The sequence below is a fragment of the Celeribacter indicus genome (genome assembly GCF_000819565.1).
In the GTDB taxonomy this organism is placed as follows: domain Bacteria; phylum Pseudomonadota; class Alphaproteobacteria; order Rhodobacterales; family Rhodobacteraceae; genus Celeribacter; species Celeribacter indicus.
Window position 1 is genome coordinate 442,342 of record NZ_CP004393.1, and the last position, 19,534, is coordinate 461,875.

Sequence of the window (19,534 nt, forward strand, 5' to 3'; positions counted from 1 at the left end):
GGAAGTGGTGACGCCGATGAGCGGTCTGCGATGGCTAGACACGGCCCAGGACCTCCTGCGCGAGATCGGCGACATGGGCGCGGGAGCGGTCGATCCAGTCGCTGCGCGTGGCGAAGAGCGTCCGGCTGTAGTCGCACCAGTCCGCTTCGAGCGCGGCAAGGCGCGCGGGATCCGCGGCGACACGCTCGACGAAGATCCAGCGCCGCCATTCCTGGGCGAGACTCCAGCCAGGTTCGTCGATGCGGCAGTCGGGCAGGCGGAAGTGGAAGGCCGGCCGCGCGGAGACCGAACGCATGCCGGGGGCGAGCCGGGTGAAGGCGGCCTCGTCATGGGCGCGCAGAAGCGGCAGCAGATCGAGTCCGCGATTGCGGCTCGGCGTCGTGTCGAGATAGGTCCGCATGAAATCGCCGAGCGTGGGGAAGGCGCGCCCGGCGATGGCGTCGAGATAGGCTTTTGGATAGTCGTCGGTGAAGGGCAGCAGATTCCGTGCCGCGTCGATCGGCCAGACCGCACGCAGGAAATTCTCGGTCAGCGCATAGGCCTTCGCGATCGGGACGACATGTTCCGCGTCGAGCGCGACGACCTCGGGATTGAAATGCACGCCGAAGCCGTAGAAGACGCCGTCGCCGCTGCCTTCCGCGCCGGCCTCGCGCAGCGCCTGGATGACACGGGTCAGCGGGGACAGATCATCGAGCGGCGCAGTCACGACCTCCACCGGAACGACGGCGCGGCTCAGGTCGAGGCCGAGCTCGCTGATCCGGCTGTCGGATTTCTTGCGCAGTGCGGTGTCGAGGTAGACCTCGACCTTCCCGATCTCGCCGCCTTCGACCACGAAACCGTGGGAGCCCTTCGCGGCGATCTTTCCGCCGAACAGGTCGCGGACGATCCGTGCGGCGGCACTCTCGGGCAGCCCGCCGAATTCGATCTCCACCCCGGTGCGGCGCGGTGTGCCCGCGACGGTGAGGAGGGTGGGAAGAGGGAGGAAGCTGTCGGTGCGCGCGAACGTCATATCCGCAGAACGCGGCCGGCGCAGGGGGAGTTCCGTCAGAGGTTGAAGACACGGCTCGGGTGCAGTTCGCCGCCCCTGTAGATGCCGACCGCCACGGGGCGTCCCTCGAACGAGGCCCAGACCTCGTCGCCGTATTCGATGCCTTCGGCGGGATAGACCATGCCGGGATTGCCGTTCCTGAGCCGTGTTGCACTCTCAGGGGTGCACAGAACTTCGTCGAGATCGGCAAGCCCCTCTTCGACCGGGCGCAGGAAAGCGTCGAGCGCTTCGGTGCGGGCCATCTCGTCCACCTCCGCGATGGAAATGCCCTCTCCGGCCTCCCACGGCCCCGACCATTCGCGGCGCAGCCATTCCACATGGGCGTGGCACCCGAGTGTCTCGCCAAGGTCACGGGCCACGGCGCGGACATATCCGCCCTTGCCACAGGTCATTTCCAGGATCGCGTGATCGGGATCCGGCCGTTCGAGGAATGTCAATGCCTCGACATAGAGCGGACGGGCGGCGATCTCGAACTCCTCCTCTTCGCGTGCGCGCTTGTAGGCGCGTTCGCCGTCGATCTTCACGGCGGAGAATTTCGGCGGCACCTGGAGGATGTCACCCTCGAAACGCGGCAGCGCGTCGGAGATCTCCTCGTCGCTGGGGCGCGCATCGCTCTCCGCGATCACCTCGCCCTCGGCATCGTCGGTGTTCGTCGCCTGTCCGAAACGGACCGAGAAACGGTAGCATTTGAGTGCTTCGGTGATGAAAGGCACGGTCTTCGTCGCCTCGCCCAGCGCCACGGCCAGGACGCCGGTCGCATCGGGATCGAGCGTGCCGGCATGACCGGCCTTTTGCGCATCGAGCGCCCAGCGCACCTTGTTGACGACGGCGGTGGAGGTCATGCCGGCGGGCTTGTCCACGATCAGCCAACCGTGAACTGCGCGGCCTTTCTTGCGGCGGGCCATTATTCTTCCTCGTCGTCGCTCTTGTGAATATCCCGCTGCACGCGTTCATCCGAGAACATCCGCCGCGTCGCATCCATCCGATCGAAGGTATCGTCGAATTCGAAGCGCAACTCGGGCGTGTGCTTGATCCCGAGCGCCTTGCCGATCTGGTGGCGGATCTCGCCCCTGTTGCGGCGCAGCGCCTCGAGCGCGGTGCCTGCCGCCTGTCCGCCGAGCGGCAGGATATAGGCCGTCGCGGTCCGCAGGTCCGGCGAGACGCGCACCTCGCCCACCGTGATCGACATCGCGGTGAGGTCGGGATCGTGGATTTCGCCACGTGTCAGCATTTCCGACAGGCGGCGGCGGATCGCCTCGCCGATGCGGAGGGTGCGGTGCGAACCCGAGGGGCCGCCGGAATGAGATCTCTTTGCCATGCGGGCGAGATAGTGCCGAACCGCGCCTCATGCAAGCTGGCTTTGCCAAAGCGCACGCACCGCGCTAAACCACGCCGGAGCTTTGAAGGAGTTGAGACATGAGCGAGCTTCCCGGCATTGTCGTCACCGGCGCCTCCGGTCGCATGGGCCAGATGCTGATCAGGACCGTCGCGGCGTCCGAGGCGTGCCGGCTGGTGGGCGCGACCGTGCGGGAGGGGCATGACTGGATCGGCCGAGACGTGGGCGAGGCGATGGGCGGTGCGGCACTCGGCGTCACCGTGACCGACGATGCGCTCGAGGCGTTCAGCCATGCGCAGGCGGTCATTGACTTCACGTCCCCCGCCGCGACCGTCGAATTCGCGGGGCTCGCGGCGCAGGCGCGTTGCGTGCATGTGATCGGGACGACGGGGATGGGCGAGGACGATCTGGCGCGGATCGCCGCCGCCGCACGTCACGCGACGATCATCCGGGCGGGCAACATGTCGCTCGGCGTCAACCTTCTGATGAAGCTGACCAGGATGGTCGCGAGCGCGCTCGACGCGGATTACGACATCGAGATCGTGGAAGCGCATCACAACCGCAAGGTGGACGCGCCCTCGGGCACCGCATTGATGCTGGGAGAGGCCGCGGCAGACGGGCGGGGGATGAGGCTCGCGGATGTGCGCGACGCCGCGCGTGACGGGATCACCGGCGCCCGCAAGCGTGGCGATATCGGATTCAGCGCCATCCGCGGCGGCGATATCATCGGTGAACATGACGTGATCTTCGCGGGCGAGGGCGAGCGTCTTGTGCTGCGCCATGTCGCCTCCGACCGGTCGCTGTTCGCGAAAGGCGCGGTGAAGGCGGCGCTCTGGGGGCAGGGGAAGAAGCCCGGCGAATACGACATGCTCGACGTGCTCGGGCTCTGAGGCGGAACTGGACCCGCGGGGCGTCTCAGAAGTCGATGGCGAGGCCCTTTTTCTCCCAGTCGCCATAGCGCACCGGTTCGGGTCCGTCGCGCCCGCCAAGCTCGGTCGGCATCTTCGCGATCTCGGCCTCGCGTGCCTTGCGCCGCTCGTCGGCTTCGGCCAGCGCGCGTTGCGCGGCGGGCGGAATCTCGCGCTGCTGCGGGGCTCGGGTGTCGTCGCTCATCGGGAACTCCTTGTCGCTCCTTTGCAACTGATATACGGGCCAGAGCCATGAAGACAAGATCCTCCGCCCCCAGACCGCCCGTTGCGGGACTTGACGCACGCCGCGCCGCGCTTGCGCTGCTCGATGCGGTGACGGTCGAGAAACGGCTCCTGTCCGAGGTGCTCCTGCCGCGGACAAGGGATCTTTCGCCTGAGGACCGTGCGCGGGCACAGCGGCTTGTGACCGACTGCCTGCGCGTGATCGACCGCTGTGACCGGATGCTGGGCCCGCATCTCGCGAAACGCCCGGCGCCGCATGTGATGAATGCGCTGCGGCTCGGCGTTTGCGAGATCTGCGCGGAAGGCGAGGCGGCGCATGGTGTGGTGAATGCCTATGTAGCGCTGATGCAGGAGCGTCCGAAATCAAGTCATTTCAAGGGGCTGGTGAATGCCGTGCTGCGCCGGATCGACGGCGAGCGAGCGAAATGGGAGACGCTGCCGGCGCCGATGCTGCCGAAATGGCTGCGCAAGCCGCTGATCGCGGACTTCGGAAAGGCGACCGTCGCGGCGATGGAGGCGGCGCAGGCGCGCGGTGCGCCGCTCGATCTGACGGTGAAGGGCGATGCGGCGGGCTGGGCCGAACGGTTCGGCGGCGTGGTTCTGCCGACGGGGTCGGTGCGGCTCGAGGGTCAGGTGCAGGTGACGCGGCTCGAGGGATTCGAGGCCGGGGACTGGTGGGTGCAGGACGCAGCCGCCGCACTGCCCGCGCGCATTCTCGCGCCTGAGCCGGGCATGCGTGTGCTCGACATGTGCGCCGCACCGGGCGGGAAGACGATGCAGCTTGCGGCGATGGGCGCGGAGGTGACGGCGCTCGACATTTCCGAAAGTCGCATGGCGCGGGTGCGCGAAAATCTCACGCGCTGCGGGTTGGCGGCGGAGACGGTTGTCGCGGATGCGCTCGATTACGTGGGCGGGCCGTTCGACGCGATTCTCCTCGATGCGCCCTGCACCGCGACCGGGACGATCCGGCGCCATCCCGACCTGCCGCAGGTCAAGGACGGGACGGAATTTCCGGGGCTGTTCGAATTGCAGGAACATCTGATCGACCGCGCGCTCGGGATGCTCAGGCCGGGCGGGCGACTCGTCTATTGTACCTGTAGCCTGCTGATCGACGAGGGCGAGGAGCAGGTGCGCGACGCGCTGGCGCGGCATCCGGGCCTGACCCTGGATCTAGACCGATTGCGGATCGACGGAGTCGAGCCTGACTGGATCGGGCCGGAAGGGCTGCGGACGCGGCCGGATTTCTGGCCCGAACTGGGCGGAATGGACGGATTCTTCATCACGGGTTTCCGGCGCGGCTGAACGGGCGGGCATTTCCCGATGACAGGGACGGGTGTGCCGGTTATCTTCCGGGGCAAACGAGAATGACCCGGTCAACAGGGTGAGGCAGGCCCGAGATGTCGCAACGCGAGGATTGGCGCGCAAAACATGTTCGCCGGATGAACCGGTATCATGCCTGGCGCGCCGCCCGTGCGAAGCCCGCGACGGGATTCGTGTCGCAGCCCGAACCGAAATCCATTGGCTCCTTTGCGCGTGGCCGACAGCTCATCGCGGGGAATTTCCTGTTCGCGGGGTATCTCGTGGAGGCGCCGGCGGCCGCGATCTGGGATCTTTCGGCCCCTGCGCCGGGTTTTGTCGAGGAGATCCACGGATTCGCATGGCTCGACGACCTCGCGGCGGTGGGCGATGTGAATGCGCGCAAGCGGGCACAGGCCTGGATCGCGGCTTGGATCGACCGCTACAGCGGGGGCAAGGGGCCCGGCTGGACGCCCGATCTCACCGGGCGGCGACTCATCCGCTGGATCAATCACGCGCTGATGTTCCTCAACGGTCAGGATGCGGCGATGTGCGCCGCCTTCTACAAGACGCTCGCGCAACAGACGATCTTTCTCTCGCGTCGCTGGGAGACGGCAAGTCCGGGCCTGCCGCGGTTCGAGGCGCTGACGGGGCTCATCTACGCCGGGCTGTCGCTTGTCGGGATGGAGGACCGGGTCGATCCCGCGGTGAGGGCGCTGTCGCGGGAATGCGAGAGCCATGTGGATGCGGAAGGCGGGATCGCGACGCGCAATCCAGAGGAGCTTCTCGAGGTGTTCACGCTCCTTACATGGGCGGCAGGTGCGCTGTCGGAGGCGGGGCGCGTGGGCGACGAGGTCATTCTGGCGGCGATCGACCGGATCGCGCCGACGCTGCGCGCGCTGCGGCATTCCGACGGCGGGCTGGCGCGGTTTCACGGCGGCGGGCGCGGCGTCGAGGGGCGGCTCGACCTGGCGCTCGCGGCCTCGGGCAACAAGGTGCCGCCGGGGCAGGAACTCCATATGGGATTTCTGCGGCTGTCGGCGGGGCGTACCTCGGTCATCGTGGATGCCGCGCCGCCGCCGCGGCTCGAGTCGTCCTACAACGCCCATGCCTCCACGCTTGCGTTCGAGGTGACCTCGGGGCGTCGGCCGCTTGTGGTGAATTGCGGCGCAGGAGGCAGTTTCGGGCCCGAATGGCGGCGCGCCGGGCGTGCAACGCCGTCGCATTCCACGCTCGGGATCGAGGGCTACTCCTCCTCGCGGCTCGGATCGAAAAGGGTCGTTGGCGGGCATCTGCGGGAGCTTCTGGTCGATGTGCCGACGGAGGTGCGTCTCGAACTCCGGCGGTCCGAGGATGGCGGCGGTTTCGTCGCCGGGCATGACGGTTACGTCCCGACCCACGGCCTGACGCATATTCGCCAGATCGAGCTGTCGCGCGACGGGCGGGGGATCGCCGGCGAGGACACGCTCGCCACGATCACCGCCGAAAACGAGGCGCAGTTCGACCGGATGATGGACCGGCGCAGGCTCATGGGGATCCCGTTCCAGGTCCGTTTCCATCTGCATCCCGACGTGGATGCGGAACTCGACATGGGCGGGGCGGCGGTATCCATGGCGCTCAAGTCCGGCGAAATCTGGGTGTTCCGCCACGACGGCATCGCGAGTCTGAGCCTTGAGCGGTCGGTTTATCTCGAAAAAGGGCGCCTGAAGCCGCGCGGCAGCAAACAAGTGGTTCTCTCGGCGGCGGCAATGGATTATGCGACCCGTGTCCGTTGGACTCTCGCCAAGGCGCAGGAGACGCCCACGACGCTCCGCGACCTCGAGATGGACGACGAGACTTAGAGATATCTGACCTCTGGGGACTGCCATATGACCGATCTTTATCCCGTGAAGCGCGCGCTTCTTTCCGTTTCCGACAAAACCGGCCTCGTCGAACTGGGCAAGGCGCTGTCCGAGAAGGGGGTCGAACTTCTGTCTACCGGCGGGTCGGCGGGGACGTTGCGCGACGCGGGGCTCCAGGTGAAGGATGTCTCCGAGGTCACGGGCTTTCCCGAGATGATGGACGGGCGGGTGAAGACGCTGCACCCGCGCGTGCATGGCGGGCTTCTCGCGTTGCGCGACAACGCGGAGCATGTGGCGGCGATGGAGGAGCACGGGATCGGCGGGATCGACCTGCTCGTGGTCAATCTCTACCCGTTCGAGGCAGCCCTTGCGCGCGGAGCGGGCTACGAGGAGATGATCGAGAATATCGACATCGGCGGCCCGGCGATGATCCGCGCGGCGGCGAAGAACCACGGTTTCGTGACGACCGTCGTCGATGTCGAGGATTACGACGCGCTGATTGCCGAACTCGAGGCCCATGGCGGCCAGACCACCTATGCCTTCCGGCAGAAGATGGCGCAGATCGCCTATGCCCGCACCGGCGCCTATGACGCCGCGGTGAGCACGTGGATGGCGAATGCGATCGGGGAAGCCACCCCGCGCCGCCGCGTCGTCGCCGGAACGGTGAAGCAAACGCTGCGCTACGGGGAGAATCCGCACCAGTCGGCGGCCTTCTATGTGGATGGCTCGAATCGTCCGGGTGTGGCGACCGCGGTCCAGCATCAGGGCAAGGAACTGTCCTACAACAACATCAACGACACCGATGCGGCCTTCGAACTCGTCGCGGAATTCGACCCGGCGGAGACGCCTGCGGTGGCGATCATCAAGCATGCCAATCCCTGCGGCGTGGCGAAGGGCGCAACGCTTCTCGAGGCGTACAGGAAAGCCTTCGACTGCGACCGCACCTCGGCCTTCGGCGGAATCGTGGCGTTGAACACGGCGCTCGATGCTGAGACGGCGAAGGCGATTACCGAGATTTTTACAGAGGTCGTCATCGCGCCCGGCGCGTCGGAGGCGGCGAAGGAGGTCTTCGCCGCGAAAAAGAACCTGCGCCTCCTGACGACCGAGGGCCTGCCGAACGTGCTCGAGAAGCCCTCGACCATCCGTCAGGTCGCGGGGGGATATCTGTTTCAGGACAAGGACGCAGGTTTCGTCGGTCTGGGCGATCTGAAGGTCGTGACGGAGAAGGCGCCGAGCGAGGCGCAGATGCAGGATCTTCTGTTCGCCTGGAAGGTTGCGAAACACGTCAAGTCGAACGCCATCGTCTATGTCAAGGATCAGGCGACCGTGGGCGTCGGCGCGGGGCAGATGAGCCGCGTGGATTCGGCGCTGATCGCCGCGAAGAAGGCCGAGCGCATGGCCGAGGCCCTGGGGCTTTCGGAGCCGCTGACCAAGGGATCCGCCGTCGCCTCCGACGCCTTCTTTCCCTTCCCGGACGGGCTCCTCGAAGCGGCCGCCGCGGGCGCGAGCTGCGTCATCCAGCCGGGTGGCTCGATGCGAGACCAGGACGTGATCGACGCGGCCAACGAGGCGGGACTCGCCATGGTCTTCACCGGCATGCGCCATTTCCGGCACTGAGGCGGGACGATGCGCGCCACGATCTCGACCGCCCTCGTCACCTTCGTGCTCGATCAGCTGTCGAAACTGGTCGTGGTGCACCTGCTGAACCTGAAATCCGTGGGGGTGGTGGAGATCCTGCCACCCTTTCTGGTGTTCCGCATGGCCTGGAACCGCGGAGCGAATTTCGGTCTTCTCTCCGGACATGGCGATCTGTTGCGCTGGGGCTGGGTGGTGCTCGCGGTCGCGATCTCGGCCTGGGTGCTGACCTGGGTGAAGCGGGAACATTTCTCCCGCGCGGGCATGATCAGCGCCGGGCTTCTGGTCGGGGGGGCGCTCGGCAACGCGCTGGACCGGATCGTTTATGGCGCGGTGGCGGATTTTCTCAACATGTCCTGCTGCGGAATCGCGAATCCCTATTCCTTCAATGTCGCCGACATTGCGATCTTCGGCGGGGCCTTCGGGCTTATCCTTTTCACCGGGGACAGGAAAAACCGGGCGTGACCTCGCGCCGTGCTTCGTCTAAACATGGCCTGACGCGATTTGCGGAGGAAAGACGTGATGGTTTCTGGAACGGTACGGGCGGGAGTGTGTCTTCTGGCTTTCGCGGCGCTTGTGGCCTGCTCGAAGGGGGGTGATCCGCTGCCGAATGCCGTGGTCGCCGGTCCCGACGAATTCCGCGTCGTGCCGGTGAAGCCGTTGCAGCAGCCCGCTACCTTCTCCAGCCTTCCGGCGCCGACGCCGGGAGGGACGAACCTGACAGATCCCTCGCCGAAGGCCGATGCGATCATTGCGCTCGGCGGCCGCCCCTCGCAGGCCGGTGGTGCAGATGGCGGCATCGTGAACTATGCTTCGCGCTACGGTGTCGATCCGGCGATCCGGGCCGGGCTTGCGCAGGAGGACGAACGCCGGGCGGGGGGACGGCGCGGCTGGCTTGGCCTCGGCGCGAAGAAATACGAACGCGCCTACAGGGGCCATGCGCTCGAGCCCTACGAGGAATTGCTGCGCCTGCGGGACCTCGGTGTCGACGTGCCATCGGCGCCGCCGCGCGACTGAGCGTCGCGCGCCCATCACTTCCCCGTCACCGCGGCTTGTTCTTCCGGCGCTTTGCGCGCAATCTTCGCGCTGAAATCCGAAGAGAAAAGGTGACAAAGGATGAAATACGGCCTCACCGCCGCCCTGATCGCCCTCGCGCCGCCGGCCGCCATCGCCGCCGATGTGTCGCATTTCACACTCGACAATGGCATGGAGGTGGTTGTCCTCGAGGATCATCGCGCCCCCGTCGTTGCCCATACGGTCTGGTACAAGGTCGGTGCGGCGGACGAGCCGCTGGGCAAGAGCGGGATCGCGCATTTCCTCGAGCACCTGATGTTCAAGGGAACCGACGATCTCACCGCCGGACAACTGTCCCGCACGGTGACGCGCAACGGCGGCTCCGACAATGCCTTCACCTCCTGGGACTATACCGCCTATTACCAGCGCATCGCCGCGGACCGGCTTGGCCTGATGATGGAGATGGAAGCCGACCGGATGCGCGATCTCCAGATGACGGAAGAGGATGTCGCCACCGAGCGCAACGTGGTGCTCGAGGAGCGCAACCAGCGCACGGACAACGATCCCGGTGCGCTTTTCACCGAACAGCGCCGCGCGGCGCAATATCTCAACCATCCCTACGGCATTCCGATCATCGGATGGCGGCGGGAGATGGAGCAACTGAACCGCGACGACGCCTTCGCCTTTTATCACAGGTATTACGCCCCGAATAACGCGATCCTCGTGGTCGCCGGGGATGTCGATCCGGAGGAGGTTCACGCCCTGGCGCAGACCTACTACGGGCCGGTGGAGCCGACGCCCGGCCTCGGCGAACGGCTGCGGCCGCAGGAGCCGCCGCAGCTTGCCGAACGGCGGCTCGAGATGACGGATCCGCGGGTTGCGCAGCCGCGTCTGGCGCGTAGCTACCTCGTGCCCGAACGCGATCCCGGCGACCAGCGCAAGGCCGCCGCGTTCGAGATCCTTGCGCAGCTTCTGGGCGGGAATTCGACCACCTCCTACCTCGCGCGCACTCTCGCCTTTGCCGATCCGAAGGCGATCTATGTCGGTGTCTATTACAACGGGACGTCGATCGACGACGGCACGTTCGAACTCGTGATGGTGCCGACGCCGGACACTTCGCCGGAGGAGGCGGAGGCGGCGCTTGATGCGGCGCTCGCGCAATTCATGGAGGAGGGGCCCGATCTCGAGGAATTCGAGCGGATCAAGACGCAGATCCGCGCGGGCCGGATCTATGCCGAAGACAATATCGAGAGGCTCGCGCGCCAATACGGGGCCGAGCTTGCGGTCGGGCTGTCGCTCGAGGATATCGAGGCCTGGCCCGATATTCTCCAGGCTGTGACGCCGGAGGAGGTGATCGCCGCCGCCGAGGAGGTTTTTAACCGCCGCCATTCGGTGACCGGATGGCTCATGCCCGAAGCAGAGGAGGGAGCCGAAGGATGAAACGTTTCGCAATCGCCCTGATCGCCTATGTCGCCTTTCTCCTGCCGGCTTTCGCCGCCGTCGAGGTGCAGGAGGTCGAGACGCCCGGCGGGATCAAGGCCTGGCTTGTCGAGGAACATTCCATCCCCTTCACTGCGCTCGAGATCCGCTTTCGCGGCGGCACCTCGCTCGACCGCGAGGGCAAGCGCGGGGAGATCACCCTGATGATGGCGACGCTCGAGGAGGGGGCGGGGGACATGGATGCGCAGGACTTTGCCGCCGCCCGTGACGCCCTTGCCGCGAGCTTCGATTTCGACGCGCGGATGGACAGCGTGTCGATCTCCGCGCGCTTCCTGTCGGAAAACCGCGACGAGGCGCTCGCCCTTCTGCGGAAGGCGATCATGGAGCCGCGGTTCGACCAGACGGCGGTGGATCGGGTGCGCGGGCAGGTGCAGTCGATCCTGCGGTCCCAGGCGAACGATCCGCAGGACATCGCCTCGACCAGCTTCTATTCTGCGGTTTTTCCCGGTCATCCCTATGGTACGAACGATACCGGCACGCCGGAGAGCGTTGCCGGGCTCACACGCGAGGACATGATCGAGGCGAAGGCGCGCGCGATGGTGCGCGACCGCGCCTATGTCGGTGCGGTGGGGGATATCACGGCCGAGGAATTGTCGAGCCTGCTCGACGACCTTCTGGGCGGACTGCCGGAGACCGGACCGGATCTGCCGGAGCGGGTCGAGCCGGAGCTTTCGGGTGAGGTGACGGTCGTGCCCTTCGCCACGCCGCAATCGGTCGTGCTGTTCGGCCAGAAGGGGCTGACCCGCGACCATCCCGATTTCATCCCGGCCTATATCGCCAATGAGATCCTCGGTGGCGGGCCGGACAGCCGGCTCATGAGCGAGGTGCGCGAGAAGCGGGGGCTGACCTACGGGATCGGCTCCTACCTCGTGCCCTTCGACCATTCGGAGCTCCTGCTGGGCCAGTTCTCCTCGGGCAATGCCTCGGTGGCGCAGGCGATCGAGGTGGTGAAGGCGGAATGGCGCAAGATCGTCGAGGAGGGGATTTCCGAAGAGGAACTTGCCGACGCGAAGACCTATCTCACCGGTGCCTATCCGCTGCGCTTCGACGGGAACGGTCCGATCGCGAGCATTCTCGTCGACATGCAGATGGACGGGTTGTCGCGTGATTATATCGCCGAGCGCAACGACATGGTGAATGCGGTGACGCTCGAGGAGATCAACCGCGTGGCGCGCGAACTCTACGATCCCGACCGCCTGAGCTTTGTCGTCGTGGGTCAGCCCGAGGGGCTCGGCACCAACTGAGCGGCGGTCCCCGCAAGGGCGAATTCCCCGTGGTCGAATCGGGAGAGGACATGCTACCTCTAGTGGCATGAACTCTCCCGGCCGCAATATAAGCCAAGATGCTCCCCGACCCGTCATCCGTCAGCTCGACGAGGGCGCGATCAACCGCATCGCCGCGGGGGAGGTGGTCGAACGTCCTGCCTCCGCGGTGAAGGAACTCGTGGAAAACGCTATCGACGCGGGCGCGCGGCGGATCGGGATCGACGTCGCAGACGGGGGCAAGACGCTCATCCGGGTAAGCGACGACGGCTGCGGGATGACGGGCGACGACCTGCCGCTCGCGCTGGCGCGGCACGCCACGTCGAAGATCGACGGATCGGATCTGCTCGACATCCATACCTTCGGCTTTCGCGGGGAGGCCCTGCCCTCGCTCGGTGCGGTCGGGCGGCTGAGGATCACCTCCCGCGTGGCAGGAGGAGAGGGCGTCACCATGTCCGTCTCCGGTGGGCAACCCGGCCCGGTGAAGCCCGCCGCGCTTTCCGGCGGTACGGTGGTCGAGTTGCGCGACCTGTTCTATGCGACGCCCGCGCGGCTGAAGTTCATGCGCACGGACCGCGCCGAGGCGCAGGCGATTTCCGATGTCGTGAAACGCCTCGCGATGGCGGAACCCTATATCGGCTTCACCCTGCGCGACGTCTCGGGGGGCGGCGAGGGGCGCGTGACCTTCCGCGCCGATCCCGAGAATGGCGATATGTTCGATGCGCTGCACGGGCGGCTCGCCACGGTGCTCGGCCGGGACTTCGCGGAAAACGCGCTGGCCATCGACACGGAACGCGAGGGGCTGACGCTGACGGGCTATGCCGCGCTTCCGACCTATTCGCGCGGCTCCGCAGTGGCGCAGTTCCTCTTCGTCAACGGGCGGCCCGTGCGCGACAAGCTTCTGGTCGGGGCGCTCAGGGCGGCCTATTTCGACTTTCTCTCGCGCGATCGCCATCCGGCCGCCTGCCTGTTTCTCGAATGCGATCCGCATCTCGTGGACGTCAACGTGCATCCGGCGAAATCGGAGGTGCGGTTCCGAGAGCCCGGTATCGCGCGGGGGCTCATCGTGTCGGGCCTGCGTCATGCGCTTGCGGGCGCGGGGCACCGGGCCTCCACGACGGTCGCGACGGCGACTCTCGGCGCGATGCGTCCTGAGCCCGCCGAGCCACGCGTATATCAGATGGACCGGACCGGGGGCAGCCATGTAGCGCCCCACCGTCCCGCGCCCGAGATCATGCGGCAAAGCTACGACTGGCAGGCGCCGGAGCGATCCGAGCCGCAGGGATTTGCCGAGATGTCCGCGCCCTCGGCGCGGATGGAACCGGTCGGGGCGCAGCCGGAGACGGAGGCGCTGCCGCTCGGTGCGGCGCGGGCGCAGGTGCATGAGAATTACATCATCGCCCAGACGGACCGCGGCATCGTCATCGTAGATCAGCATGCGGCGCATGAGCGCCTCGTCTATGAAAAGCTGAAACGCCAGATGGCCGAACACGGGGTCACCTCGCAGGCGCTCCTCATTCCCGAGGTGGTGGAGCTTTCGGCGGGGGACGCGCAGATGCTGCTCGACCTGGCGGAGGATCTCGCGCGGCTCGGGCTCGTGATCGAACCTTTCGGCGGCGGCGCGGTGGCCGTGCGGGAGACGCCGGCAATCCTGGGCCGTGTCGATGCCAGGGCGATGATCTCCGACATTCTCGACGAGCTTGCGGATCTGGGTGACAGCCACACGGTTCAGGCGCGGATCGAGGCGGTGCTGTCCTGCGTCGCCTGCCATGGCTCGATCCGGTCGGGTCGGCGGATGCAGGCGGAGGAGATGAACGCGCTGCTGCGCGAGATGGAAGCGACTCCCCATTCCGGCCAGTGCAACCACGGTCGCCCCACCTATGTCGAGCTCAGGCTTTCCGACATCGAACGCCTTTTCGGACGCACATGACGATTGATCTCAACGACCCTCTCACGCTTGCGGCTCTGGCTGTGGGTGTCCTGCTCCTCCTCTTTCTGGGGCTGCTCGTTGCCGTGCTCAAACGCTCGGGCGAGGTGTCGCGCATGGTGTTGCCGATCGCGCAGCAGATGAACCAGCTCGGTCAGCGGGTGCAGATGCTCTCGGACGGGCAGCAGCAGCTTGCGGGCGGGCTCACCCATGTCTCCGAGGCGCAGGTGGCCTCGCAGTCGAAGATGCTCGAACTGATGGAAAAGCGGCTGTCAATGGTGACGGAGGCGATGAACGTCAACCTCCATGGATCGGCGCAGCGCACGGCGAAATCGCTGGGCGAGTTGCAGCAGCGGCTCGAGACCATCGACAAGGCGCAGGCCAATATCGAGAAGTTGTCGGGCAATGTGCTGTCGCTTCAGGATATCCTGTCGAACAAGCAGACCCGCGGCGCCTTCGGGGAGATCCAGCTCAACGATATCGTCGGCAAGGCGCTGCCGCGGGACAGCTACACGCTTCAGGCGACGCTTTCGACCGGGCGGCGGGCGGATTGCCTCATCCATCTGCCGAACCCGCCGGGACCGATCGCGATCGACAGCAAATTCCCGCTTGAGGCTTACGAGGCGCTTCGGCGCGCCGACACGCAATGGGAATTGAACGAGGCGGCGAAGCTGATGCGGCAGGCGGTGAAAAGGCACATCGCCGATATTTCCGATCGCTATATCATCGAAGGCGAGACAGCGGACGGGGCGCTGATGTTCCTGCCCTCCGAAGCGGTCTATGCGGAGCTGCACGCGAATTTCCCCGAACTCGTGCGCGAGGGATTCGAGAAGCGCGTCTGGATCGTCTCGCCGACGACCTGCATGGCGACGCTGAACACGATGCGCGCGATTCTGAAGGATGCGCGGATGCGCGAACAGGCGGGGGCGATCCGAAAGGAGCTGTCCCTGCTCCATGCGGACGTTGAGCGGCTTTCGGCCCGTGTCGGCAATCTCGACCGGCATTTCGGGCAGGCGGCGAAAGATCTCGAGGATATCAAGATCTCGGCGGAGAAAGCCGGAAAGCGCGCGCACCGTCTCGACAATTTCGATTTCGAGGAGCTTGCGCCGGAAACTGCCTCTCCGGTGGCCGCTCTCGCAGAGAAGGATTGATCGACGGGTGCGCCGGGCGCTAGGCTTGACCCAGGTCATGTGACGCCGGACGGACCCGCGTCACATTCGATCAGCCCAACACAAGCCGGAGGATCCGCGCATGGACATCAGCCCGAACAAAGTCGCATTCGTGATCGTGCGCGCCCGAGAGCTCGGCGCGAAAGTCGGGCGGTGGGATACGCCCTCGGACGATGCCGATGCGGACACGATCCTCGAATCGCGTCCCTCGGACGAGACGGGCCGCGAGCTTCAGAGCTTCATTCGCGGTCTCAACGAGGACGAGCAGGCCGCGCTGGTCGCGATCATGTGGATCGGGCGGGAGACCTTCGACGATTATGACGAGGCCTTCCAGACCGCCAAGGAAGAGGCGATCGGCCCGACGGACGCCTATCTGCTCGGCAATCCGCTGCTGGCGGATTATCTCGAGGACGGGCTCGAGACGCTCGGCATCGACACATCGGAACTCGAGGACGAGATCTACCGGAAGGCGTGAGGAGCCTCTTGTGCGCCTTTGCGCCTTGTCGCGGGAAAGCCCCGCGCCCATTCTGCGCGGATGACCGAGCATAGCGCCCGCATTCGCCTCACCATATTTCTTGTCTGGCTGACCGGCATTCTGGCGGCGGGCCAGTTCGCCAAGGTCGCGGTGTCCTTTCCTCTGTTCCGCGAGATCTATCCCGGCCATGGCGCGGCGCTGGGCTTTCTGGTGTCCGCGCTGAGCCTGATGGGTGTCCTCTTCGGTCTTCTGGCGGGCATGCTCCTGTCTCGGCTCGGGTTTCGCAAGCTCCTGTCCGGTGCACTTGTCCTCGCCGGGTGCTTATCGCTGTTCCAGGCGCTTCTGCCGCCATTCTGGGCCATGATCGCGAGTCGCGCGCTCGAAGGGGCCACGCATCTCGTGATCGTGGTCGCTGCGCCGACCCTGCTGGGACAGATCGCGCCGCCGGAGATCCGGAATACCGCGATGACGCTCTGGAGCACGGTCTTCGCCGTGGCCTTCGCGCTGTTCTCCTGGGTCGGTCTGCCGTTCGTCGCCCGCGCGGGGCTTCCCGCGCTGCTCGTCCTGCATGGCGTATCGTGCCTGCTCATGGCCGTGGCGTTCCGGCGCATCCTGCCGCGGATGCCGCGGCGCGAGCTTCCGCCGCTGCGGTTCGCGGAGATCGTCACGAGCCATGTCACCGCCTATCGCTCGCCCTGGATCGCGGCGCCTGCGGCGGGGTGGCTGTTCTATGCGATGTCCTTCGTCGCGCTGGTGACGGTGCTCCCGGACTATTTCCCGCCGGAGAGCCGGGCCTTCCTCTCGGGCGTGATGCCGGTCTCGGCGCTTCTTGTCTCCATGACGCTGGGCATCGCACTCCTGCGCGTCCTTCCCGCCATCACCGTCGTCATCATCGGATTTTCGGCGGCGGCCTGTTTCGCGCTGTCGCTGGCGATCTTCGGACCGCAGCCCGCCCTCGCGGTGGCGCTGATCGCGGCGTCCGGGCTGGTTCAGGCGGGGAGTTTTTCCTCCATCCCGGCGCTGAACCACGCGCCTCGCACGCAGGCGCTGTCCAACGGGGCGGTGGCGCAAACCGGCAATATCGGCAACATGGTCGGCACACCGCTTCTTCTGCTGCTCGTCGCGCAATGGGGCTTTCACGGGCTCGTGGGCTTCGCCTTTCTTGCTTATCTTAGCGGTGCGCTCGTGCATCTCTGGCTCGCCGCGCTGCGTCGGAGCGCGGCGGTGGTGCAGGAGTGAGCGCAGACTGCGCAAAGAAAAGCCGCCCGAATTTCTCCGGGCGGCTTTCATTCAGTGAAGTGCTGCTGAAACTCAGCCCTGGCGGGCCTTGTAGCGGCGCTGCGTCTTGTTGATCACGTACACGCGGCCTTTGCGGCGCACGACGCGGCAGTCGCGGTGCCGGTTCTTCAGCGAGCGGAGCGAGTTACGAACTTTCATGTTCTTTCTCCTTGTCGCGGCGCCTGCGTGCGCCAGTTGAAACCAGTCGACGATAGGAAGAATGGTGGGCGTAACAAGGTTCGAACTTGTGACCCCTTCGATGTCAACGAAGTGCTCTACCACTGAGCTATACGCCCATTCTTCCTTGGGAAAGCTGCGCCTTGTTCCCAGGTGCCTTGCGGCGGAAAGAACAAGACGCGGGGCATTTCCCGCGTCAGTCTGCGAGCGTATAAAAGGAGTCGAATGATTGATCAAGGGCTTTTGGGCAAGAATTTCGGTGGCTATAGTTTCCCGCGAGAGGACCGCACGATGACCCAACAGCCCTTCGTCCTGCATCGACCCAAGGAAAGAACGTCCTGTGTGGTGTTTTCCTCCCCGCACAGTGGTTGCCGCTATCCGCCGGACATGATGCAGCGTTCCGTTCTCGACCCGCTGGTGCTGCGTTCGTCGGAGGATGCGCATGTCGACAAGCTCTATGGAGAGGTGCCGCGATTCGGGGCGGTGCTCCTGTCCGCAGTCTATCCGCGGGCCTATGTCGATCTCAACCGCCGTGCCGATGAGCTCGATCCCGCGCTGATCGAGGGGGCGCCGCGGGCGGGGCTCAATCCGCGCGTTGCCTCGGGGCTCGGCGTGATCCCGCGAGTGGTCTCCGGCGGGCGCAACATCTATCGCGGAAAGATGTCGCGGGCGGAGGCGCAGGGGCGGATAGATGCGGTCTGGCATCCTTACCACCGCCTGCTTCAGGCGCTGATCGAGGAAGCACGCGGCCTTTTCGGGCAGGCGGTGCTGATCGACTGCCATTCGATGCCGCGCGAGGCGGTTCTCGCCGTGCGGGGCGGAAAGGGACGCCGGCCGGATGTGGTGATCGGGGATCGCTATGGCGCCTCCGCCGCGCCGGGAATCGTCTCGGAGGTCGAGGCGGCGTTCCGGGCACAGGGCTTTGACGTGGCGCGCAACGTGCCCTTTGCCGGCGCCTTCGTCACCCAGAATTACGGCCGCCCCTCGCGCCGGAGCCATGCAATCCAGGTGGAGATCGACCGGTCCCTCTACATGGACGAGCGCACACTGACGCCGCATTCCGATTTCGACGCGGTGCGCGCGCGGATCACCGCCGCCGCGGAAGCTATCGCGGGAATTGGCGGGAAGGCGCTTCCGCTTGCCGCCGAATGACCGGGGCGGCGCTCACCTGAGCGCACGGCCCTTGATGATCGCATCCTTGCCGAAGCGCTTGCGGATTTCGTCGCTCGCCTGTTCCGCACGCGCCCGCCGGATCGCGCCGGGATCCAGGAGATCGGGCGAAAGGTCGGCCTGATCGGCCGGAACGAGGTCGGAGATGCCGACGCCGATAAGCCGGAACGGGCCTTCCTCCACCGCATGATCGAGCAGCCCGCGTGCGGTACGATAGATCCGGTCGGCGGTATTGGTCGGCTCGGGCAGGGTCAGGCGACGGGTGAGCGTGGCATGGCTGGCACGTTTGAGCTTCAGCGTGACGACGCGTCCCGCCGTGTCCTTCGCCTTCGCGCGGTCGGACACCTGGATGGCGAGGCGCCAGAGATGGCCGTCGAGCAGGTCGAGCGCCGCGGTGTCCTCGAAAAAGGTCGTTTCCTTGGAGATCGACTTCACCGGTCTGTGGGCGGAAATCCGGCGCTGGTCCTGGCCGCGCGCGAGGTGCCAGAGACGATCACCCATCGCGCCGAAGCGCTGGTGCAGATCGTCCTTCTCCCAGCGCCGCAGATCCGTGAAGCTGCGGATCCCGGCCTTCTCGAGCGAGACCTGCATTGCGCGTCCCACGCCCCAGATGAGGCTCACGGGCCGGTCGGCGAGAAACTGCATCGTCTCCGCCACGCCGATCACCGAGAACCCGCGCGGCTTGTCGAGATCGGAGGCGATCTTGGCGAGAAACTTGTTGTGGCTGAGTCCGATGGAGCCCGAGAGATGCAATTCGTCGCGCATGCGTTTCACGAGCCGGGCGAGCATTACCGCGGGCGGGTAGCCGTGAAGCCGTGCGGTGCCGGTGAGGTCCAGAAAGGCCTCGTCGAGCGAGAGCGGTTCGACCGTCGGCGTCAACTCGTCCATCATGTCGCGGATCTCGCGGGAGGCGGCGACATAGGCGTCGAAACGCGGCTTTACGATCACCGCTTCGGGACAGAGCTGCAACGCCTTGAACATCGGCATGGCGGAGTGCACGCCCTTGATGCGCGCGATGTAGCAGGCGGTGGTGACCACGCCGCGCTTGCCGCCGCCCACGATCACCGGCTTGTCGCGCAGATCCGGGTGGTCGCGTTTCTCGACAGAGGCATAGAAGGCATCGCAATCCATATGCGCGATGGAGAGGTCGAACAGCTCCGGATGACTCAGCACGCGCGGCCGCCCGCAGGCGGGGCAGCGCCGGCCGGTGTCGAAGGTGGCGAGGCAGTCGCGGCAGAGGCTCGGCATCGTGCAA

The 19,534-nt window shown here is 66.2% G+C and carries 19 protein-coding genes and 1 tRNA gene; 13 read left to right on the top strand and 7 right to left on the bottom strand.

Annotated elements, in window-relative coordinates; translation table 11 throughout:
• Positions 1-34 precede the first annotated feature (34 nt).
• Genes P73_RS02220 through rbfA form a run of 3 tightly spaced genes read right to left on the bottom strand, consistent with a single transcriptional unit; the run spans position 35 to position 2,366 of the window.
• Positions 35-1,009: an amidoligase family protein gene (locus tag P73_RS02220; RefSeq protein WP_043868268.1), complete on the bottom strand. Its 975-nt coding sequence runs from the start codon at positions 1,007-1,009 to the stop codon at positions 35-37.
• 35 nt (positions 1,010-1,044) lie between these two features.
• Positions 1,045-1,953, bottom strand: coding sequence for a tRNA pseudouridine(55) synthase TruB (truB, locus tag P73_RS02225; RefSeq protein WP_043868269.1), 909 nt, complete (start codon positions 1,951-1,953; stop codon positions 1,045-1,047).
• On the bottom strand, positions 1,953-2,366 hold the full coding sequence (gene rbfA / locus P73_RS02230) for a 30S ribosome-binding factor RbfA (protein WP_043868270.1): 414 nt from the start codon (positions 2,364-2,366) through the stop codon (positions 1,953-1,955). The genes truB and rbfA overlap by 1 nt, the downstream gene beginning before the upstream one ends.
• Positions 2,367-2,464: 98 nt before the next feature.
• Here rbfA and dapB point away from each other — a divergent pair, with 98 nt between their 5' ends.
• Positions 2,465-3,274, top strand: a complete 810-nt coding sequence (gene dapB, locus P73_RS02235) for a 4-hydroxy-tetrahydrodipicolinate reductase (protein WP_043868271.1) — start codon at positions 2,465-2,467, stop codon at positions 3,272-3,274.
• A gap of 25 nt (positions 3,275-3,299) precedes the next feature.
• Here the strand turns inward: dapB and P73_RS02240 are convergent, their stop codons facing one another.
• On the bottom strand, positions 3,300-3,497 hold the full coding sequence (locus P73_RS02240) for a DUF1674 domain-containing protein (RefSeq protein ID WP_043868272.1): 198 nt from the start codon (positions 3,495-3,497) through the stop codon (positions 3,300-3,302).
• 47 nt (positions 3,498-3,544) lie between these two features.
• On the opposite strand from P73_RS02240, the gene P73_RS02245 reads away from it, so the two are divergent.
• The 11 genes from P73_RS02245 to P73_RS02295 all read left to right on the top strand — a co-directional run bounded on the left by P73_RS02245 (position 3,545) and on the right by P73_RS02295 (position 16,893).
• Positions 3,545-4,837 (top strand): RsmB/NOP family class I SAM-dependent RNA methyltransferase, encoded by a 1,293-nt coding sequence (locus P73_RS02245; protein ID WP_043868273.1) that lies wholly within the window; start codon positions 3,545-3,547, stop codon positions 4,835-4,837.
• A 137-nt stretch (positions 4,838-4,974) separates the two neighbouring features.
• Positions 4,975-6,672, top strand: coding sequence for a heparinase II/III family protein (locus tag P73_RS02250; RefSeq protein ID WP_174446899.1), 1,698 nt, complete (start codon positions 4,975-4,977; stop codon positions 6,670-6,672).
• Between the two features lie 27 nt (positions 6,673-6,699).
• Positions 6,700-8,289, top strand: a complete 1,590-nt coding sequence (gene purH, locus P73_RS02255) for a bifunctional phosphoribosylaminoimidazolecarboxamide formyltransferase/IMP cyclohydrolase (RefSeq protein WP_043868275.1) — start codon at positions 6,700-6,702, stop codon at positions 8,287-8,289.
• A gap of 9 nt (positions 8,290-8,298) precedes the next feature.
• A complete protein-coding gene (gene lspA / locus P73_RS02260; protein WP_043868276.1) occupies positions 8,299-8,772 on the top strand; it encodes a signal peptidase II in 474 nt (157 codons plus the stop codon).
• Positions 8,773-8,829: 57 nt separating this feature from the next.
• The gene (locus tag P73_RS02265) at positions 8,830-9,324 is read left to right on the top strand and encodes a DUF3035 domain-containing protein (protein ID WP_074743345.1); all 495 of its coding nucleotides are present in this window, start codon (positions 8,830-8,832) and stop codon (positions 9,322-9,324) included.
• 99 nt (positions 9,325-9,423) lie between these two features.
• On the top strand, positions 9,424-10,761 hold the full coding sequence (locus tag P73_RS02270; protein WP_043868278.1) for a M16 family metallopeptidase: 1,338 nt from the start codon (positions 9,424-9,426) through the stop codon (positions 10,759-10,761).
• Positions 10,758-12,065: a M16 family metallopeptidase gene (locus P73_RS02275; RefSeq protein ID WP_043868279.1), complete on the top strand. Its 1,308-nt coding sequence runs from the start codon at positions 10,758-10,760 to the stop codon at positions 12,063-12,065. Before P73_RS02270 ends, P73_RS02275 begins: the two co-directional genes overlap by 4 nt.
• A gap of 67 nt (positions 12,066-12,132) precedes the next feature.
• Complete coding sequence (mutL, locus tag P73_RS02280; RefSeq protein WP_043868280.1) at positions 12,133-14,013, top strand: DNA mismatch repair endonuclease MutL; 1,881 nt, start codon at positions 12,133-12,135, stop codon at positions 14,011-14,013.
• The gene (locus P73_RS02285; protein ID WP_043868281.1) at positions 14,010-15,161 is read left to right on the top strand and encodes a DNA recombination protein RmuC; all 1,152 of its coding nucleotides are present in this window, start codon (positions 14,010-14,012) and stop codon (positions 15,159-15,161) included. Before mutL ends, P73_RS02285 begins: the two co-directional genes overlap by 4 nt.
• 100 nt (positions 15,162-15,261) lie before the next feature.
• Complete coding sequence (locus P73_RS02290) at positions 15,262-15,654, top strand: DUF3775 domain-containing protein (RefSeq protein ID WP_043868282.1); 393 nt, start codon at positions 15,262-15,264, stop codon at positions 15,652-15,654.
• Positions 15,655-15,714: 60 nt separating this feature from the next.
• The gene (locus tag P73_RS02295) at positions 15,715-16,893 is read left to right on the top strand and encodes an MFS transporter (protein WP_043868283.1); all 1,179 of its coding nucleotides are present in this window, start codon (positions 15,715-15,717) and stop codon (positions 16,891-16,893) included.
• A 72-nt stretch (positions 16,894-16,965) separates the two neighbouring features.
• Here the strand turns inward: P73_RS02295 and ykgO are convergent, their stop codons facing one another.
• Both ykgO and P73_RS02305 read right to left on the bottom strand, forming a co-directional pair.
• Positions 16,966-17,091 (bottom strand): type B 50S ribosomal protein L36, encoded by a 126-nt coding sequence (gene ykgO, locus P73_RS02300; protein WP_043868284.1) that lies wholly within the window; start codon positions 17,089-17,091, stop codon positions 16,966-16,968.
• 62 nt (positions 17,092-17,153) lie between these two features.
• Positions 17,154-17,228, bottom strand: a tRNA-Val gene (locus tag P73_RS02305).
• A 172-nt stretch (positions 17,229-17,400) separates the two neighbouring features.
• On the opposite strand from P73_RS02305, the gene P73_RS02310 reads away from it, so the two are divergent.
• Positions 17,401-18,261, top strand: a complete 861-nt coding sequence (locus P73_RS02310; protein ID WP_043871331.1) for an N-formylglutamate amidohydrolase — start codon at positions 17,401-17,403, stop codon at positions 18,259-18,261.
• A 12-nt stretch (positions 18,262-18,273) separates the two neighbouring features.
• On the opposite strand, the gene P73_RS02315 is transcribed toward P73_RS02310, so the two are convergent.
• Positions 18,274-19,527 carry a DNA polymerase IV gene (locus tag P73_RS02315; RefSeq protein ID WP_043868285.1) on the bottom strand — a complete coding sequence of 418 codons (1,254 nt, stop codon included), beginning with the start codon at positions 19,525-19,527 and terminating at the stop codon, positions 18,274-18,276.
• Between the last annotated feature and the right edge of the window lie 7 nt (positions 19,528-19,534).

Bases quoted from the DNA above. Each gene is read 5' to 3' on its own strand.
- P73_RS02220 (WP_043868268.1), bottom strand. From the start codon at position 1,009: ATGACGTTCGCGCGCACCGACAGCTTCCTCCCTCTTCCCACCCTCCTC.
- truB (WP_043868269.1), bottom strand. From the start codon at position 1,953: ATGGCCCGCCGCAAGAAAGGCCGCGCAGTTCACGGTTGGCTGATCGTG.
- rbfA (WP_043868270.1), bottom strand. From the start codon at position 2,366: ATGGCAAAGAGATCTCATTCCGGCGGCCCCTCGGGTTCGCACCGCACC.
- dapB (WP_043868271.1), top strand. From the start codon at position 2,465: ATGAGCGAGCTTCCCGGCATTGTCGTCACCGGCGCCTCCGGTCGCATG.
- P73_RS02240 (WP_043868272.1), bottom strand. From the start codon at position 3,497: ATGAGCGACGACACCCGAGCCCCGCAGCAGCGCGAGATTCCGCCCGCC.
- P73_RS02245 (WP_043868273.1), top strand. From the start codon at position 3,545: ATGAAGACAAGATCCTCCGCCCCCAGACCGCCCGTTGCGGGACTTGAC.
- P73_RS02250 (WP_174446899.1), top strand. From the start codon at position 4,975: ATGAACCGGTATCATGCCTGGCGCGCCGCCCGTGCGAAGCCCGCGACG.
- purH (WP_043868275.1), top strand. From the start codon at position 6,700: ATGACCGATCTTTATCCCGTGAAGCGCGCGCTTCTTTCCGTTTCCGAC.
- lspA (WP_043868276.1), top strand. From the start codon at position 8,299: ATGCGCGCCACGATCTCGACCGCCCTCGTCACCTTCGTGCTCGATCAG.
- P73_RS02265 (WP_074743345.1), top strand. From the start codon at position 8,830: ATGGTTTCTGGAACGGTACGGGCGGGAGTGTGTCTTCTGGCTTTCGCG.
- P73_RS02270 (WP_043868278.1), top strand. From the start codon at position 9,424: ATGAAATACGGCCTCACCGCCGCCCTGATCGCCCTCGCGCCGCCGGCC.
- P73_RS02275 (WP_043868279.1), top strand. From the start codon at position 10,758: ATGAAACGTTTCGCAATCGCCCTGATCGCCTATGTCGCCTTTCTCCTG.
- mutL (WP_043868280.1), top strand. From the start codon at position 12,133: ATGAACTCTCCCGGCCGCAATATAAGCCAAGATGCTCCCCGACCCGTC.
- P73_RS02285 (WP_043868281.1), top strand. From the start codon at position 14,010: ATGACGATTGATCTCAACGACCCTCTCACGCTTGCGGCTCTGGCTGTG.
- P73_RS02290 (WP_043868282.1), top strand. From the start codon at position 15,262: ATGGACATCAGCCCGAACAAAGTCGCATTCGTGATCGTGCGCGCCCGA.
- P73_RS02295 (WP_043868283.1), top strand. From the start codon at position 15,715: ATGACCGAGCATAGCGCCCGCATTCGCCTCACCATATTTCTTGTCTGG.
- ykgO (WP_043868284.1), bottom strand. From the start codon at position 17,091: ATGAAAGTTCGTAACTCGCTCCGCTCGCTGAAGAACCGGCACCGCGAC.
- P73_RS02310 (WP_043871331.1), top strand. From the start codon at position 17,401: ATGACCCAACAGCCCTTCGTCCTGCATCGACCCAAGGAAAGAACGTCC.
- P73_RS02315 (WP_043868285.1), bottom strand. From the start codon at position 19,527: ATGCCGAGCCTCTGCCGCGACTGCCTCGCCACCTTCGACACCGGCCGG.